General features: G+C 47.3%; 18 protein-coding genes. 17 read left to right on the top strand and 1 reads right to left on the bottom strand.

Features of this window, described 5'->3' with window-relative positions; translation table 11 throughout:
• Positions 1-2 precede the first annotated feature (2 nt).
• From M654_RS14565 to ypjB, 10 genes are all read left to right on the top strand, one after another.
• Complete coding sequence (locus tag M654_RS14565) at positions 3-1,118, top strand: prephenate dehydrogenase (RefSeq protein ID WP_026587608.1); 1,116 nt, start codon at positions 3-5, stop codon at positions 1,116-1,118.
• Positions 1,119-1,128: 10 nt separating this feature from the next.
• Complete coding sequence (aroA, locus tag M654_RS14560; protein ID WP_026587607.1) at positions 1,129-2,415, top strand: 3-phosphoshikimate 1-carboxyvinyltransferase; 1,287 nt, start codon at positions 1,129-1,131, stop codon at positions 2,413-2,415.
• A 214-nt stretch (positions 2,416-2,629) separates the two neighbouring features.
• Entirely contained in the window at positions 2,630-3,904 is a 1,275-nt protein-coding gene (locus tag M654_RS14555; protein ID WP_026587606.1) for a tetratricopeptide repeat protein, read from the top strand.
• 68 nt (positions 3,905-3,972) lie between these two features.
• Positions 3,973-4,512 (top strand): ReoY family proteolytic degradation factor, encoded by a 540-nt coding sequence (locus M654_RS14550; protein ID WP_026587605.1) that lies wholly within the window; start codon positions 3,973-3,975, stop codon positions 4,510-4,512.
• Between the two features lie 81 nt (positions 4,513-4,593).
• Entirely contained in the window at positions 4,594-5,040 is a 447-nt protein-coding gene (locus M654_RS14545; protein ID WP_026587604.1) for a YpiF family protein, read from the top strand.
• Between the two features lie 145 nt (positions 5,041-5,185).
• The gene (locus M654_RS14540; protein ID WP_026587603.1) at positions 5,186-5,692 is read left to right on the top strand and encodes a QcrA and Rieske domain-containing protein; all 507 of its coding nucleotides are present in this window, start codon (positions 5,186-5,188) and stop codon (positions 5,690-5,692) included.
• 2 nt (positions 5,693-5,694) lie between these two features.
• Positions 5,695-6,369 (top strand): menaquinol-cytochrome c reductase cytochrome b subunit, encoded by a 675-nt coding sequence (gene qcrB, locus M654_RS14535; RefSeq protein WP_026587602.1) that lies wholly within the window; start codon positions 5,695-5,697, stop codon positions 6,367-6,369.
• A gap of 30 nt (positions 6,370-6,399) precedes the next feature.
• The gene (locus M654_RS14530) at positions 6,400-7,167 is read left to right on the top strand and encodes a menaquinol-cytochrome c reductase cytochrome b/c subunit (protein WP_026587601.1); all 768 of its coding nucleotides are present in this window, start codon (positions 6,400-6,402) and stop codon (positions 7,165-7,167) included.
• A gap of 276 nt (positions 7,168-7,443) precedes the next feature.
• Positions 7,444-7,992, top strand: coding sequence for a lipoprotein heptaprenylglyceryl N-acetyltransferase LhaT (locus M654_RS14525; protein WP_163170580.1), 549 nt, complete (start codon positions 7,444-7,446; stop codon positions 7,990-7,992).
• Positions 7,993-8,069: 77 nt separating this feature from the next.
• A complete protein-coding gene (gene ypjB, locus M654_RS14520) occupies positions 8,070-8,870 on the top strand; it encodes a sporulation protein YpjB (RefSeq protein WP_026587599.1) in 801 nt (266 codons plus the stop codon).
• A 43-nt stretch (positions 8,871-8,913) separates the two neighbouring features.
• Here ypjB and M654_RS14515 read toward each other — a convergent pair whose 3' ends face one another.
• A complete protein-coding gene (locus M654_RS14515) occupies positions 8,914-9,783 on the bottom strand; it encodes a YitT family protein (RefSeq protein WP_026587598.1) in 870 nt (289 codons plus the stop codon).
• Positions 9,784-9,919: 136 nt separating this feature from the next.
• Here M654_RS14515 and M654_RS14510 point away from each other — a divergent pair, with 136 nt between their 5' ends.
• The 7 genes from M654_RS14510 to M654_RS14480 are packed head-to-tail and all read left to right on the top strand — an operon-like array spanning position 9,920 to position 15,499.
• Positions 9,920-10,258 (top strand): nucleotide pyrophosphohydrolase, encoded by a 339-nt coding sequence (locus M654_RS14510; RefSeq protein WP_026587597.1) that lies wholly within the window; start codon positions 9,920-9,922, stop codon positions 10,256-10,258.
• Between the two features lie 11 nt (positions 10,259-10,269).
• Positions 10,270-11,073, top strand: coding sequence for a 4-hydroxy-tetrahydrodipicolinate reductase (gene dapB / locus M654_RS14505; RefSeq protein ID WP_026587596.1), 804 nt, complete (start codon positions 10,270-10,272; stop codon positions 11,071-11,073).
• Positions 11,074-11,092: 19 nt separating this feature from the next.
• On the top strand, positions 11,093-11,506 hold the full coding sequence (gene mgsA, locus M654_RS14500; RefSeq protein ID WP_026587595.1) for a methylglyoxal synthase: 414 nt from the start codon (positions 11,093-11,095) through the stop codon (positions 11,504-11,506).
• Positions 11,499-12,197 (top strand): bacillithiol biosynthesis deacetylase BshB1, encoded by a 699-nt coding sequence (bshB1, locus tag M654_RS14495; RefSeq protein ID WP_026587594.1) that lies wholly within the window; start codon positions 11,499-11,501, stop codon positions 12,195-12,197. The genes mgsA and bshB1 overlap by 8 nt, the downstream gene beginning before the upstream one ends.
• Positions 12,198-12,199: 2 nt before the next feature.
• Positions 12,200-13,378: an N-acetyl-alpha-D-glucosaminyl L-malate synthase BshA gene (bshA, locus tag M654_RS14490; RefSeq protein WP_026587593.1), complete on the top strand. Its 1,179-nt coding sequence runs from the start codon at positions 12,200-12,202 to the stop codon at positions 13,376-13,378.
• A complete protein-coding gene (locus tag M654_RS14485; protein ID WP_026587592.1) occupies positions 13,338-14,531 on the top strand; it encodes a CCA tRNA nucleotidyltransferase in 1,194 nt (397 codons plus the stop codon). The genes bshA and M654_RS14485 overlap by 41 nt, the downstream gene beginning before the upstream one ends.
• Positions 14,516-15,499 (top strand): bifunctional biotin--[acetyl-CoA-carboxylase] synthetase/biotin operon repressor, encoded by a 984-nt coding sequence (locus M654_RS14480; RefSeq protein ID WP_026587591.1) that lies wholly within the window; start codon positions 14,516-14,518, stop codon positions 15,497-15,499. Before M654_RS14485 ends, M654_RS14480 begins: the two co-directional genes overlap by 16 nt.
• Positions 15,500-15,704 lie beyond the last annotated feature (205 nt).

Raw genomic sequence — 15,704 nt, 5'->3', positions numbered from 1 at the left:
TCATGACTCAATCAAATGAAACGATATTTTTGGCCGGCTTGGGCTTAATCGGCGGTTCCATTGCCCTAGCTATTAAAAAGGAGCATCCGGAAAGAAGGATCATCGGATTTGATGTTTCCGGAGAGCAGGCAAGAGCCGCACAGAAGCTTGGTGTCATTGACGCCCCGGCCGCTTCTTTTTTAGAAGGAATCAAAGAAGCATCGACGGTTATTCTAGCCGCACCCGTCGAACAGACGCTCTACATGCTCGATGAGCTGGCCGCATCCGGCATGATGAAAAGGATGCTGATTACCGATGTCGGCAGTACAAAGCAGAAGGTGGTCAGCCATGCTGAAAAAGTTTTGCCTAACGAGTATCAGTTTATCGGCGGCCATCCGATGGCCGGCTCCCACAAATCAGGAGTAGCCGCTGCCAAAGAACTGCTGTTTGAAAATGCGTTCTATATTCTGACGCCTTCCCGCTCCGCCGACAAAGAAGCCGTCGCCTCGTTAAAAGAGCTTTTAAAAGGGACGAATGCAAAGTTTGTGGAAATGACTCCGGAAGAGCATGATGCCGTCACAAGCGTCATCAGCCATTTCCCTCACATCGTGGCGGCCAGCCTCGTCCACCAGACGGTCAAATTCGAAGACCAGTATCCGCTCGTCAAACGTTTTGCCGCAGGTGGTTTCCGCGATATTACGCGGATTGCTTCAAGCAGTCCGGCGATGTGGCGGGACATTCTTCTGCACAATAAAGACAAAATTATCGAGCGGTTTGACGAATGGAAGCAGGAGCTGGACAGAATTCAGTCTTTTGTTGAAAATGAAGATGCAGACGGGCTGTTTGAATTTTTCCGGCAGGCGAAGGAATACCGTGATGAACTGCCTTTGCGGCAAAAAGGCGCGATCCCTTCCTTTTACGATCTTTATGTCGATGTCCCTGACCATCCGGGGGTCATTTCGGAAATAACGGCGATTCTCGCCGAGGAACAAATCAGCATCACGAACATCCGGATTATCGAGACAAGGGAAGAGATAAACGGTGTTCTCCGGATCAGTTTTCAATCTGACGAAGATCGCAAACGAGCTGAAAAATGCATTCAAACGCGCGCAAAATATGAAACATTTTACGCTGATTGAGGTGGAACAAATGAAAAGAGGAAAAGTCAGTTCACTTAATGGAGAACTTCATATTCCGGGGGATAAGTCGATCTCCCATCGTTCTGTTATGTTTGGCGCCATTGCAGAAGGAAAAACCGTCATCAAAAACTTTTTGCCGGGAGCAGACTGTTTGAGCACGATCGAGTGCTTCAAAAAAATGGGCGTTGGCATCGAACAGAACGAAAGCGACGTCACGGTTTACGGCAAAGGGCTTGATCAGCTCTCTGAGCCGAAAGAGCTTCTTGACGTCGGAAATTCCGGAACGACGATCAGACTGATGCTGGGCATTTTGGCCGGCCGCCCGTTTCACAGTACAGTGGCTGGGGATGAAAGCATCGCCAAAAGGCCGATGAAGCGTGTAACAGAACCGCTTCAGCAAATGGGTGCAAAAATCGACGGCCGCGCCGGGGGAGAATACACACCGCTTTCTGTCCGGGGCGGCAATCTGACAGCGATCGATTTTCAGTCACCTGTTGCCAGCGCGCAAATCAAGTCGGCCGTCCTCCTCGCCGGACTTCAGGCCGACGGCACCACGACGGTGACAGAACCTCACAAATCAAGAGATCACACAGAGCGGATGCTCTCGATGTTCGGCGTTACGCTCGAGGAAAGCGACACCTCTGTTTCGATTACAGGGGGACAGACGTTAAAGGCAGCCGATGTATTCGTCCCTGGAGATATTTCATCAGCGGCATTTTTCCTTGCAGCAGGTTCGCTTGTGCCAAACAGTGAAATCGTTCTGAAAAATGTCGGGTTAAACCCGACAAGAACGGGAATCATCGATGTCCTTGAAAAGATGGGTGCGGATCTCGAAATCGAGCCGAATGATGCCGCAAGCGGCGAACCATACGGCGACTTGAAAATCAAGACGGCGCCCCTGACAGCCACGGAAATTTCCGGTGATTTGATTCCGCGGCTGATCGATGAAATTCCGATCATCGCCCTGCTTGCTACACAGGCTGAAGGGATGACGATCATTAAAGACGCCGCCGAACTGAAGGTGAAGGAAACCAACCGAATCGATACCGTCGCATCCGAGCTGAAAAAACTTGGCGCGCGTATCGAGCCGACCGAAGACGGCATGAAGATCTACGGAAAGACGCAGCTGAAAGGCGGAGCGGAAGTTTCCAGCCATGGCGACCACCGCATCGGCATGATGCTTGGAATTGCCGCTTTGATCTGTGAACATCCAATCGACATCTTACATCCGGAAGCTGTGAGCGTATCGTATCCGACATTTTTTGAACATATCGAAAAGCTTGCAAAAAAAGCCTGAAGCCTCCGTGCTCCAGGCTTTTTTACGCATAAAACGGGGCATGACAGCATAGCTTGTCTTAAAGCGAAATCTATCCGCTTCCCCTTTTCTTACAAAAACCCGGGCAACAAATTTGCCGACAACGCCTTCAGTGAATTATGATAAAAATAATCTTACAAAGTATTGCCTAAAAGAGAGCAGGCGATGATTTGACGAAAGAAAGGGACGTTTAGATTTGAATACTTCGATTCAAGAAGCCATAAAATTAGTTGAAGCAGGCCATACGGAAAGCGGATTGAAAAAGCTTGCTGATATCGAGTCCAGTCTTCATGATGAAGACAAATTAATAGCAGCCCAGCTGTACTATGAATGGGGAATTGTTGATAAAGCAATTGCCATTGTGAATGATTTGCATGAACTTTATCCGGAAGAAACAGAACTGACTTGTTTTTATGCTGAGCTCCTCATTGAAACCGATCAGGAAGAAAAAGCGCTCGCGGTCCTGGAAACGATTCCGGAAACAGATCAGGCATACCCGGAAAGCCTGCTCTTGATGGCCGATCTCTATCAGATGCAAGGACTGTTTGAAGTCAGCGAGCAGAAGCTCTTGAAGGCGAAATCGATTTTGACAGATGAACCGGTGATCGATTTTGCTTTGGGAGAGTTGTATTTTACTCAAGGGGCTTACGGAAAAGCGGTGCGGCAATACAAAAAAGCAGCCCGTGAAAAAGCTGTCATCGGGGGTGTCAATGTTTATCAGAGGCTGGCTGAATCATTGAGCTCGTCAGGGGAGTTTGAAGAAGCGCTGGAATGGTATGAAAAAGCCGCTCAGGAAAATCCGGAGCCCAATACGCTGTTCGGATTCGGTTTTACCGCTTGGAAAGCGGGGTATTCTAAAACTGCGATCAAGCAGTTGACAGAGCTCAAGGAAATGGATCCGTCCTATTCTTCGCTTTATAAACCTTTGGCGAACAGCTACGAAGCCGAGGGGCTTTATGAGGAGGCCTTTGAAACGGCAAAAGAAGGTATCCGCGTAGATGAATTCAATAAAGAGCTTTACCTTTCTGCAGCAAAAGCAGCCCTTAAAACGAAAAGGCATTCAGAAGCGGCAGATCTCCTTCGTGAAGCGCTGGCGCTTGATCCAGGTTATATTGAAGCTGTCCAAACCCTGCTCGCTCTTTACCTCGAAGAAGAAGACTATGAGGGGATCATTGACCTTGTTCACGAAGTCCGCAAATACGGCGAGGATGACCCTAAATTCAGCTGGTTTCTGGCTTCGGCTTACAGGGGGGAGGAAGAGTATGGGAAGGCTTCGCAGGAATATGAGAGCGCATTTGAGCACTATCGGGATGACGGAGATTTCCTTTACGAGTATTCGCGCTTTTTGCTTGAAGAAGGAAGGCGGAAAGAAGCGCTGCCGCTGTTGAAAAAGCTGGCAGAGCTTAACCCCGCAGACACGGAAACCCAGGAGATGATTTTCAGAATCGAAGACGAAAATTCCTTTGAATAAGAAGGATATGACCGGTTTGTGTGGAATTATTAATGTAATACACAAGATGCGATAGAGGAGGGAATAACATGCAGACCCCTGTTTCTGTCAATGAAAAAAAAGATTTTATCCGCTGGTTTTTAAACCACTATCAGCTAAAGCGTAGAGAGTGTGTATGGATTCTGAATTATTTAATGAGCCATGACTCGCTGATGGAAAAAGTGCATTTTGTCGAGCAGGCCGAATTTTGCCCAAGGGGCATTATCATGTCCACCCACTGTGTCGAAGAAGTGCCTTTTCGTTTTTATAAAGAAAACGTCATGACGACCGATGCAGAGAAATCGTTTCATGATATCAGGCTGAATAAGCAGCAGGATCTCTTCATCCAGCTGAATTTCCGTTCAGCTTATAATTCACCGGAATACGCGGCTGTTTTGGAAGCTAATCCGCATATTCCGAAAGACCTGTACGAAAATGAAAAAGATAAGATTGTCGCTGAACAGATTTTGGAGCACTCCATTTCTACATTTCAGAGACAAAAGCTGCTGCGGGAAATAGATGAAGCACTAGACCGCCAAGATAAAGAAAGCTTCGAAAAACTTGCGAAACAACTGAATCAGCTGCGATAAATCGCCAATAACAAGCCTTGCCGAAACGCAAGGCTTGTTCAACTGGCGGAGTAAGCGCTGTCATAAGGAGGAGTCGGAAGCGTGAAATGGAATGCGCATGATGCGGATGTTTATCTGAATGCAAAAGAATATATCGATACAGCCGTGATCCCGCTGATTTCGGTTCAGTTGGGGGATCAATTCAAATCGGCCGTATCAAAAGGGGAATTTACGTCTATACTGGCAGAAGAGCTGGAGAGGCAGCTGAAGGGCCGCGTCTACCTGTTTCCGCCCTATACATATTTGCACGCTGATGAGAAAAGCGCCGAGGATCTTGCTGATCTGGAGGAAATGGCAGCTCGGCATTTCCGGCACATCGTGTTTTTGACGACGGACGAGCGCTGGAAGCAAGTGCTTGGAAATGAGCAGAAACTGCTTTGGATTCCGGCGATTCCTCTCGAACATATGAAAGATTCATTAAAGCAAAAGCTTTTGGAAGACCAAATTGAGCAAATATTGAACATTTTGTTACAAAATTGGAACTCTTAATAAAAACACTTACATTTCCTTTGGATAATGATTTTGGCAATGTTGACCTTCCTAAAATATTGATATATTATGAGGGTGTCCTAGTTCATGAATTTTTTTCTATTTCAGTTATATTGTAGCTGGGGACTTGAGGGGGGATATGAAGATGAGCGAAAAAAGACATCGGGTATCCAGACGTCAATTTTTGAACTACACGCTGACCGGAGTCGGCGGTTTTATGGCGGCCGGAATGCTCATGCCTATGGTTCGCTTCGCGCTCGATCCGGTTTTAAGACCGACTGAGGAACAGGACATGGTTCAGGTTGTCAGCGTTGATGAACTGACAAATGAACCGCAGCGCTTCGACTTTAAAATCAAGCAAGTCGACGCCTGGTACGAGTCTGAAGAATCGAGGTCTGCGTGGGTTTTCAAAAATGGGGAAGAAATTGTAGCTTTATCACCGGTTTGTAAACATTTGGGGTGCACGGTCAACTGGAACAGCGATCCTAAAAATCCGAACAAGTTCTTTTGTCCGTGCCATTACGGGCTTTATGAAAAGGATGGTACCAACGTACCCGGAACTCCGCCTCTGGCTCCGCTAGACCGCTATGAGCAAGAGGTTAAAGACGGCTTTCTTTACTTAGGAAAAGCCAAGCCGAGGAAGGAAGGGTGATCATGCTAAACAAAATTTATGACTGGGTTGATGAAAGACTGGATATCACGCCGCTTTGGCGGGATATTGCCGATCATGAAGTTCCTGAACATGTCAATCCCGCTCACCATTTTTCCGCCTTTGTATACTGCTTCGGGGGACTGACGTTTTTCGTAACGGTGATTCAGGTTCTTTCCGGCATGTTTTTGACGATGTACTATGTTCCCGACATTAAAAACGCCTGGGAATCGGTTTATTACCTGCAAAATGAAGTGGCATTCGGGCAGATCGTAAGAGGGATGCATCATTGGGGGGCAAGCTTGGTCATCGTGATGATGTTTCTTCATACGCTGAGGGTTTTCTTCCAGGGGGCTTATAAAAAGCCGAGGGAGCTGAACTGGATCGTCGGCGTGCTGATCTTCTTTGTCATGCTCGGGTTAGGATTTACAGGCTACCTTCTGCCTTGGGATATGAAAGCTCTGTTTGCGACGAAAGTCGGTTTGCAGATTGCTGAAGCGACACCGCTGATCGGGTCGCAAATCAAAACACTGCTTGCCGGTCATCCTGATATTGTCGGCGCTCAGACGTTGGCGCGCTTTTTCGCCATACACGTCTTTTTCCTGCCAGCCGCTCTGTTCGCCCTTATGGCAGCACACTTTATCATGATTCGGAAGCAAGGCATTTCAGGGCCGCTTTAAGCAAATGACTCAAAAGAAGGAGGGGATGGCATGAAAAGGGGAAAAGGAATGAAATTTGTCGGAGATTCGAGGATTCCGGCGGAAAGAAAACCGAATATTCCAAAAGATTATTCCGAGTTTCCGGGAAAAACGGAAGCGTTCTGGCCGAACTTTCTGCTTAAAGAATGGCTTGTCGGCGCGGTTTTTCTCATCGGTTTTCTTGTGCTGACAGTCGTTCACGAACCTCCGCTCGAGCGGATGGCGGATCCGACGGATACCGGCTACATACCTTTGCCAGACTGGTATTTTCTATTTCTGTACCAATTGCTCAAGTATGAATATGCTGCCGGACCGTATACGGTGGTCGGCGCCATTGTCATTCCGGCGATTGCATTCGGGGCGCTCCTGTTGGCCCCGTTTCTCGACAGGGGCCCAGAGAGAAGGCCTTATAAACGCCCGGTTGCCGTAGGGCTAATGCTTTTAGCGCTGGCGGCGACGGTTTTCTTAACATGGCAGTCGGTTGCCACCCACGATTGGGCCGCCGCTGAAGAGCAGGGGAAAATCAAAGAGGAAGCCGATATTGATACGAGTGCAGCAGGCTACAAGCTTTACCAGGAGCAGGGCTGTATCTCATGCCACGGAGATAATATGCAGGGAGGGGCCGCCGGACCGTCTCTCGTCGATAACGGATTGTCTCCTGAAGAAATTGCGAAAATCGCCAAAGAAGGAAAGGGACAAATGCCAGCCGGCGTCTTTAAAGGATCAGATAAAGAACTGAAAGAACTGTCTAAGTTCATCTCTGAAACAACAGCCAAGTAAAAAGTGTTGTCAAGATGATAAAGGCAGGCTATACTCTTGATAGAGCTGAAGCTGACGCTTGGTCAGCCTCTCAAGGCTGTCGACGATGTCGATGGCCTCTTTCATGTTTGGACATCTGAATGTATAGGGCCGTTTGCGAGCCAAAAAAGGTTCTGTCGCGTCCGATATTTTCCAGACATATCCCTGAGGAAGTGACCCGTGCCGTATTTTTTGATTTAAAGAGACTGTGAGTTGATTCGTTTGAAATTGATATCTTACATACTTGGGCAAAAGCCGATGACGATCATGCTTTTGATCATTAATTTTTTGGGAACGGTGTACGGCTATTATTGGTATCTTCCCCAGCTGACGAATACACCTGCAAAATTTTTGATCTTTGTCCCTGACAGCCCGACAGCCACCCTGTTTTTTTTATTTGTCCTAATCGGCCTTTTATTGAAGAGCAACGCTTCTCTCTTTGAAGCGCTTGCGCTTGTGACGCTCGTCAAATACGGCCTCTGGGCCGTTGTCATGAATATCCTCGTGCTTGTGACGACCGGAAGCCTGCATTGGACGGGATATATGCTGATTGCATCCCATTTTGCCATGGCAGTGCAAGGTGTTCTGTATGCACCATATTACCGGTTCAAAGGATGGCATTTGGCGCTTGCGGCAGTTTGGACGCTGCACAATGACATCATTGATTATGTGTTTGGAATGATGCCTAATTATTCGATGCTTGATCAATACATGCCGCAAATCGGCTATTTTACATTTTGGCTCAGCATTGCTTCGATCGGCTTGGCCTATTACCTTGTCCTGTCCAAAAAAGCATTCAAACTGTAAAGGTTTGCTCAACAATCTTGGTCTAACCTTGTCCCTCTCTTCATACGATTTAATAGAAGGAGTGGGAGGGACCGTGAATGATACGAAAGGTGATCCTTTGCATGCTGCTTGCGCTTGTTGTTCCTGCGAACGGTTTAAAAGCGGAAGATTCATCCGCTTTAGAGGAGCTGACCGAACTGTCTGATACGGTATTCCAATTAACAAGACAGGCTCAGTATGAGGAGGCAGTTCAGATTCTTCAATATTTTGAAAAGCGGCTGAAAACCGCAAAGAGAGACGGGGCTGAAGATGTGATGACAGGTTCCGAGATCCGCCAGGTTAACCTGGCATACCACGATCTGCTGAAAAGCCTGGAAAACGAAGGAATGGCGAAAAATGACAAGTTCAAAACCGCTGCCCAGTTTAGAATGCTGATGGATGCCATCGAATCCGATCATGATCCGCTTTGGGGTTCATTAAAAAAACCGATCATGGATTCATTCAGGGCGCTAAAAGCCGGTATTCAGAAAGAAGACAGCCTGACGTTTCGGGAAAAGTGGAATCATTTTTTATCATTGTATGAAACGATTTATCCGAGCTTAACGATTGATATCTCGCCGAAGCAGTTAAAGAATGTATCCAACCATATCGAAGTTGTCGATCACGGCGATTTTCAGCAGATGACGGAAAGCAGCAAGCTTGAGCGTTTGACGATGCTGGAAAAAGACTTGGAAGATGTCTTTAATCAGGTGGAGGAAGATGACGCAGACCCTTCCTTGTTGTGGGTCATTTTGACAACCGGAAGCATCATTTTATCCACCCTGACATATGTGGGGTTCAGAAAGTATAAAGCAGAAGGGGACAAGCGCAAAAAAAGAGAAAAAGATTGGCCGAAATAAGAAGCTCCTATCATCTGAGAGCTTCTTTTTTGCTTTTTGAGGGTCAGGTGATGGGGTTTTTGTTTTCATCCAATGTAAAACCTTCCCCGAGTACATCATGAACATCGCTTACAGCGACAAATGCATGCGGATCTATGGAAGTAATCACATTTTTCAACAGGAACACTTCGTTTTTCGGGACGACGCAGTATAATACATCCCGCTCTGTTTTCGTATAAGAACCTTGGCCTTTTAAAACGGTGACACCTCTTTCCATTTCTTCAATGATTTTTTGCTGAATCTGATCGTTCTTTTCAGAAATGATGGTGGCACCTTTTGCCGCGTATCCGCCTTCCTGCATAAAATCAATCACTTTGGAAGCGACAAATACGGCGACAAGCGTGTACATGGCTTCCTTATAGGAAAGGTAAAAAATCAGCGACAGCGTGATGACACAGGCATCAAAAACAAACATCGCTTTTCCCATCGGGACTTGAAAATACTTGTTGATGAGCCGTACGATAATATCGACGCCGCCTGTCGTTCCCCCGTATTTAAAAATAATCCCCAACCCTGTTCCGATAAAAACTCCGGCAAAAAGTGCGGCCAGCGCAAGGTCATGCTGAAGGGGCATATGGATCTGATAACGCTGGAAAATCCACAAAAACACGGACAAGCCGACTGTCCCGAGAATGGTGTAGGAAAAAACCGTTCGCCCAAGAAGCTTCCAGCCGATAATAAAAACCGGAATGTTTAATACCAGGTTGGAAATGGAAGGATCAATATGAAACAAAAAGTAAAGCAGCAGAGTGATTCCGGTAAAACCGCCCTCCGAAAGGTTGTTCTGCATGTTAAAATGCACGAGTCCAAAAGAAAACACTGCGGCACCTGCCAATATAAACAAGACGTTTTTCATTCTGATATTTCCGAGCATAAAAAAACCCCTTTCCTTCCATAAGCTGGCGTTAATATTATAGTTTATCCCACTTAAAACAGCAAACCCGTTTTAAACATTTGTCAAACTTGTTTGAATTCGCTAACATGTAAGAGATGACAGGAGGTTTTACCGAATGGCGAAGGAAAAAACGATGAAAGAGATACAGCGTGAGGTTGATGAATATATCGGCCAATTTAAAGAGGGCTACTTCAGTCCGCTTGCGATGATGGCCAGGCTGACAGAAGAACTCGGAGAACTGGCGAGGGAAGTCAACCATCATTACGGAGAAAAGCCAAAGAAAAAAACAGAAGCTGAAAAGAAAATTGACGAAGAAATAGGAGACGTTCTGTTTGTTTTGGTTTGTCTGGCCAATTCGCTTCATATATCATTGGATGAAGCGCATGATATGGTCATGGAGAAATTCAACACCCGTGACAAAGACCGCTGGACAAGAAAAGAAGAAGGAAAGTAGAGGAGATTCATATGTCAAAGGAAACAATCAAAATCGTCATAGCAGGACCGCGAGGAAGAATGGGAAGCGAAGCGGTTAAGCTTGTAGAAGACACCCCTCATTTTGAGCTGCGAGGTGCAATAGACCGTACATACAATCGGGAGAAGCTGGCAGATGTGATGCCTTGCCGGTCAGAGGCCGTCATATATACAGACATATACGAATGTTTTTCAGAAACAGCTCCGGATGTGCTGATCGATTTAACAACGCCGGAAATCGGCAAGGTCCATACCAAAATCGCCTTGGAGCACGGCGTCCGTCCTGTCGTGGGAACGACCGGATTTTCTGAAAGCGACCTGAATGAGCTGATGGAGCTGACGGATGAGAAAGGGATCGGTGCGATCATTGCGCCCAACTTTGCGCTCGGGGCCGTCCTGATGATGAAGTTTTCACAGATGGCCGCCAGCTATTTTTCCGATGTTGAAATCATCGAGCAGCACCATGATCAAAAGCTCGATGCGCCAAGCGGAACAGCTTTGAAAACAGCGGAAATGATTTCGGCAGTCCGCGAAGCGAAACAGCAGGGCCATCCTGATGAACAAGAAATTTTGCCGGGCGCAAGAGGTGCAGAGCAAAACGGAATCCGCCTCCACAGCGTCCGTTTGCCGGGACTGATCGCCCACCAGGAAGTGCTGTTCGGCGGAGACGGCCAAACTCTTAAAATCCGCCATGATTCATATAACCGCGCATCCTTTATGTCCGGGGTGAAATTGGCTGTTGAACAAGTCATGAAAATCGATCAGCTTGTCTACGGCCTGGAAAATATTATAGAGTAACAAAAAGGGGGAAATCGCTTTGAAAATCGCTTTAATTGCCCATGACCGCAAAAAACAGGATATGATTCAACTGACAACCGCTTACAAACACATCCTAAAAAAACATGAACTGTTTGCAACGGGAACAACCGGTTTGAAAATCACGGAAGCGACAGGACTGCCCATCGAGAGATTTCAATCAGGACCGCTTGGCGGAGATCAGCAGATTGGCGCGATGATCGCAAAGAATGACATCGATCTCGTTATTTTTTTGCGGGACCCGCTGACTGCCCAGCCGCATGAACCTGATGTGTCGGCATTAATCCGTTTATCCGATGTATATGCGATCCCGCTTGCAACCAATATGGGAACGGCGGAAATTTTGATCCGGTCTGTTGAAGAAGGTGCGCTTGATTTTCGAAAGCTTGTTCATGGCGTGGATCAGGATGCTTGATATACTGGCTTTTGGCGCACATAGCGACGATGTGGAAATCGGCATGGGAGGAACCATTGCCAAATATACTAAAAAAGGTTATCGAATCGGCATCTGCGATTTAACCCGGGCTGAATTGTCTTCAAACGGTACTGTCGATACGAGAAAAAGCGAAGCGGCACTGGCGGCTGACATTTTGGGCGCCAGTCCGCGGATTTCCCTCGCACTTCCTGACAGAGGGCTGTTCCTCAGCCAGGAAGCAATCAGGGAAGCAGTCTCCGTCATTCGGAAGTATAAGCCCAAGATCGTCTTTGTTCCTTATCAAAAAGACCGGCATCCTGACCATGGGCATGCGGCAGACATCGTCGAAGAAGCGGTTTTTTCCGCCGGAATACATAAATATGAAGATCAAAACAAACAGCCGGCGCACAAAGTGCAGAATATTTACTACTATATGATCAACGGTTTTCATAAACCTGAATTTGTCATCGATATTTCCGAGACGATCAATGTGAAAATCGAAAGCCTCAAGGCGTACAAGAGCCAGTTCAGCCGATTGCAGCAATCAGTGGAAACACCGTTGACAAACGGCTATATTGAAACGGTTGAGGCCAGGGAGAAGCTGTTGGGCAAAGAAGCCGGCGTCCAATATGCGGAAGGATTCTTTTCCAAGGGAACGCTTTTGTTAAACAATGATTTATTTGGGGGCTGATGATGAAAAAACTAAAAATCGGAATCACGTGTTATCCGAGCGTCGGCGGATCAGGCATCATCGCGACAGAACTCGGCAAGCTGCTGGCGGAAAAAGGACATGAAATCCATTTTATTACATCAAGCATTCCGCACAGGCTCAATAAAGTGTATTCCAATATCTATTTTCATGAAGTCGAAGTCAATCAATATGCCGTGTTTAAGTACCCGCCGTATGATTTGGCTTTGGCCAGCAAAATGGCGGAAGTGGCAAAACGTGAACAGCTTGATGTTCTGCATGCCCATTACGCGGTGCCTCACGCGATTTCCGCTTTCCTGGCAAAACAAATGCTTGACGGAAATATCAAAACGGTTACGACTTTGCACGGCACAGATATTACCGTTCTCGGATACGACCCGTCTTTAAAGGATCTGATCAAATTTGCGATCGAATCCTCCGACCGCGTAACGGCGGTCTCATCGGCTCTCGCGGCCCAGACGTATGATTTAATCAAGCCGGACAAAAAAATCGAAACCATCTACAACTTTGTCGATGAACGCGTTTATGTCAAACAGGACCGTCATTCTTTAAAAGAGCAGTACGGGATTTCCCCTGAGGAAAAAGTGGTCATCCATGTTTCGAATTTCAGACAGGTCAAGCGCGTTCAGGATGTCATCCATGTGTTCAGCCGTATTGTCAAACACTTGCAAGCGAAGCTGCTTCTTGTCGGTGATGGACCTGAAATGACGGTCATCTGTCAGCTCGTCCGGCAGCTCGGTTTAAAAGACGATGTCCTTTTTCTCGGGAAACAGGACAGTCTTGAAGAGCTTTACGCGATCAGCGATTTAAAGCTGCTTCTCTCTGAAAAGGAAAGCTTCGGTCTTGTCCTGCTCGAAGCGATGGCTTGCGGTGTTCCTTGTATCGGCACAAATATCGGAGGCATCCCGGAAGTAATTAAAGACGGAACCTCCGGTTATTTGGTGAATGTCGGAGATGTTGATGATGCGGCTGAAAAGGCGGTTCGACTTTTAACAGATGACGGTCTGCATCATCGTTTTGCACAAGCAGCGCTGAAAAACATTAAGGAGCGTTTTTCTTCCGGCAGCATCATCAGCCAGTATGAGGATATTTATCAACAATTGATAGAGGAGGAGTCGGATAATGGAGGATCTCTTTCGAAAAGCTCTTCCTCTCCTTCATGAGCTGGAAAAGCACGGCTGGCAGGCATATTTTGTCGGCGGAGCGGTGAGGGACACGCATATGAACCGGTCCGTCGGCGATGTGGATATCGCAACAGACGCACCTCCGGAAGAAATTGAAAACATTTTTCCGAAAACGATTGATGTCGGCAAAGAACACGGGACGATCATTGTGCTGATGGATGGTGAGTCTTATGAAGTGACAACATTTCGCGCTGAGCTTGAATATGAGGATTTCAGAAGGCCGAGCGGCGTTAAGTTCATCAAATCGCTGAAGGAAGATTTGAAGCGGCGCGATTTGACGATCAATGCGATGGCCATGGATGCTGAAGGACGGCTGATCGATTATTTCGGCGGCCTTCACGATATCAAGGAAAAGCTGATTCAAACCGTTGGCGACCCGGCGGAGCGCTTTCATGAAGATGCGCTCCGCATGCTGCGGGCGCTTCGTTTTATGAGCCAGCTTGAATTTAGGCTTTCGCCGAACACAAAACAGGCGATTTTTGAAAACAGCGGGCTTTTGGCGCATATTTCCACAGAACGGAAAACGGCTGAATTTGAAAAGCTTTTAAAAGGAAAAGCGGCTGGACAGGCGCTAAAAGCGGCAGCTGAAACAGGCCTTTTCAGAGAACTCCCGGGACTGGACGGTAAAAAAGAAGACATCCAGGCTGCCGGCCGTTTTCCTTTTTTCAAACTTGAAAGAAGAGCGGACATCTGGGCGGCCTTCGTGATTCTAATGTCAATCGATCCTGCCGATGCACACGGCTTTTTAAAAGAGTGGAAGCTGCCCGGCAAAGTCATCAAACAAGCGGTGCAGACCGCGGCCCGGATCGGGCAGAAGTGGGATGTGGCCTCCATGTATGAAGCGGGGGAAGAGACGCTGATTTCCGCCTTGACGATTCAAATGCTGAATGAGTGCCGTGAAGTCGATCAGCGCCATTTAGCTGAAGTGAGGCAGGCGTACGAGGCGCTTCCGATCAAAAGTCTGAAAGATTTGGCCGTAACCGGCGGGGATCTCGTCAACTTCAGGAAAAAAGCGCCTGGAAAATGGGTATCTGAAGATTTAAAACGAATTGAGCAGGCCGTACTGCACGGGAAACTTGCCAATCGAAAAAAAGCCATAGAGGAGTGGCTAAAAGGATGCAATCAAACTTAAGGAAAAAACTGATTCAATTGTTTACAGAAGCTGACGGTGAATTTATTTCGGGCCAGAAAATCAGCGAGGAGCTCGGCTGTTCCAGAACGGCGGTCTGGAAGCATATCGAGGACTTAAGAAAATCGGGTTACGAGCTGGAAGCCGTCCGAAAGCTCGGCTACAAAATGAAAAAAAAACCTGATAAAATCAGCGAAAACGAAATCAGACTCGGCTTAAAAACGGAAAAAATGGGACAAACCATTTATTTTCAAGACGTCGTGGCTTCAACTCAAAAAATCGCACATGAACTGGCGAACAACGGTGCCGCGGAAGGAACGATCGTCGTCGCCGACAAGCAGACCGAAGGAAGGGGAAGAATGGCGAGAGGCTGGCATTCTCCTAAAGGGAACGGCGTTTGGATGAGCATCATCCTCAGGCCGGAAATCCCTGTGCAAAAAACGCCGCAGCTGACCCTTTTGGCCGCAGTCGCCCTTGTTCAGGCGATCGAAGAAGCAACCGGCATCAGCGCGGAAATCAAATGGCCGAACGATATTTTAATCGGCGGCAAAAAAGCGGTCGGAATTCTGACTGAGCTTCAGGCCGAGGCCGACCAGGTTCATTCCGTCATTGTCGGAACGGGGATCAATGTCAATCAGCTGAGAGACGATTTCCCGGAAGAATTGCAGGAGACGGCCACAAGCCTCCGGCTTTCAGGCGGCAAAAAGGTCGACAGGGCGGCCTTGATTCAGACGATTCTTTTAACATTTGAAAAACGGTACAGAGACTATCTTACCCACGGTTTTCAGCCGATCAAGCTGTTGTGGGAAAGCTACGCTCTATCATTGCACCGCGAATTGACGGCGAGGACGCTGAATGGAACGTTTCACGGCAAAGCGCTCGGCATAGACGATGAGGGAGTTCTGCTTCTGGAAACAAGTGAAGGCATACAAAAAATATACTCCGCCGATATCGAAATCAGTCCTTCTTAGTTGGAAGAAACGGCTGGTTTTTGGTATACTTCGGTTGGGCAGTATCCTTGGGGAACTGCACCTTTTAGGAAATATTGCGGAATAAAAAAGTCTGCCTTGATCCAAAAAAGGACTGGGACAGAGGGATGATTCTTGCCGATCGCGGAGTCAAAAAATCCTTCTTTTAGCGGAAGGTTTTTTTACTGTCCGAAAAAACGGCAGCTCA

This window comes from Bacillus sp. NSP9.1, assembly GCF_000465465.2.
GTDB lineage: Bacteria > Bacillota > Bacilli > Bacillales > Bacillaceae > Bacillus > Bacillus sonorensis_A.
Note: the sequence above shows the minus strand (reverse complement) of the source record. Positions and strands in the feature narration are given on the sequence as shown.

Coding starts and splice junctions, on each gene's coding strand:
- M654_RS14565 (WP_026587608.1), top strand. CDS start 3: ATGACTCAATCAAATGAAACGATATTTTTGGCCGGCTTGGGCTTAATC.
- aroA (WP_026587607.1), top strand. CDS start 1,129: ATGAAAAGAGGAAAAGTCAGTTCACTTAATGGAGAACTTCATATTCCG.
- M654_RS14550 (WP_026587605.1), top strand. CDS start 3,973: ATGCAGACCCCTGTTTCTGTCAATGAAAAAAAAGATTTTATCCGCTGG.
- M654_RS14540 (WP_026587603.1), top strand. CDS start 5,186: ATGAGCGAAAAAAGACATCGGGTATCCAGACGTCAATTTTTGAACTAC.
- qcrB (WP_026587602.1), top strand. CDS start 5,695: ATGCTAAACAAAATTTATGACTGGGTTGATGAAAGACTGGATATCACG.
- M654_RS14530 (WP_026587601.1), top strand. CDS start 6,400: ATGAAAAGGGGAAAAGGAATGAAATTTGTCGGAGATTCGAGGATTCCG.
- M654_RS14525 (WP_163170580.1), top strand. CDS start 7,444: ATGACGATCATGCTTTTGATCATTAATTTTTTGGGAACGGTGTACGGC.
- ypjB (WP_026587599.1), top strand. CDS start 8,070: ATGATACGAAAGGTGATCCTTTGCATGCTGCTTGCGCTTGTTGTTCCT.
- M654_RS14515 (WP_026587598.1), bottom strand. CDS start 9,783: ATGCTCGGAAATATCAGAATGAAAAACGTCTTGTTTATATTGGCAGGT.
- M654_RS14510 (WP_026587597.1), top strand. CDS start 9,920: ATGGCGAAGGAAAAAACGATGAAAGAGATACAGCGTGAGGTTGATGAA.
- dapB (WP_026587596.1), top strand. CDS start 10,270: ATGTCAAAGGAAACAATCAAAATCGTCATAGCAGGACCGCGAGGAAGA.
- bshB1 (WP_026587594.1), top strand. CDS start 11,499: ATGCTTGATATACTGGCTTTTGGCGCACATAGCGACGATGTGGAAATC.
- bshA (WP_026587593.1), top strand. CDS start 12,200: ATGAAAAAACTAAAAATCGGAATCACGTGTTATCCGAGCGTCGGCGGA.
- M654_RS14485 (WP_026587592.1), top strand. CDS start 13,338: ATGGAGGATCTCTTTCGAAAAGCTCTTCCTCTCCTTCATGAGCTGGAA.
- M654_RS14480 (WP_026587591.1), top strand. CDS start 14,516: ATGCAATCAAACTTAAGGAAAAAACTGATTCAATTGTTTACAGAAGCT.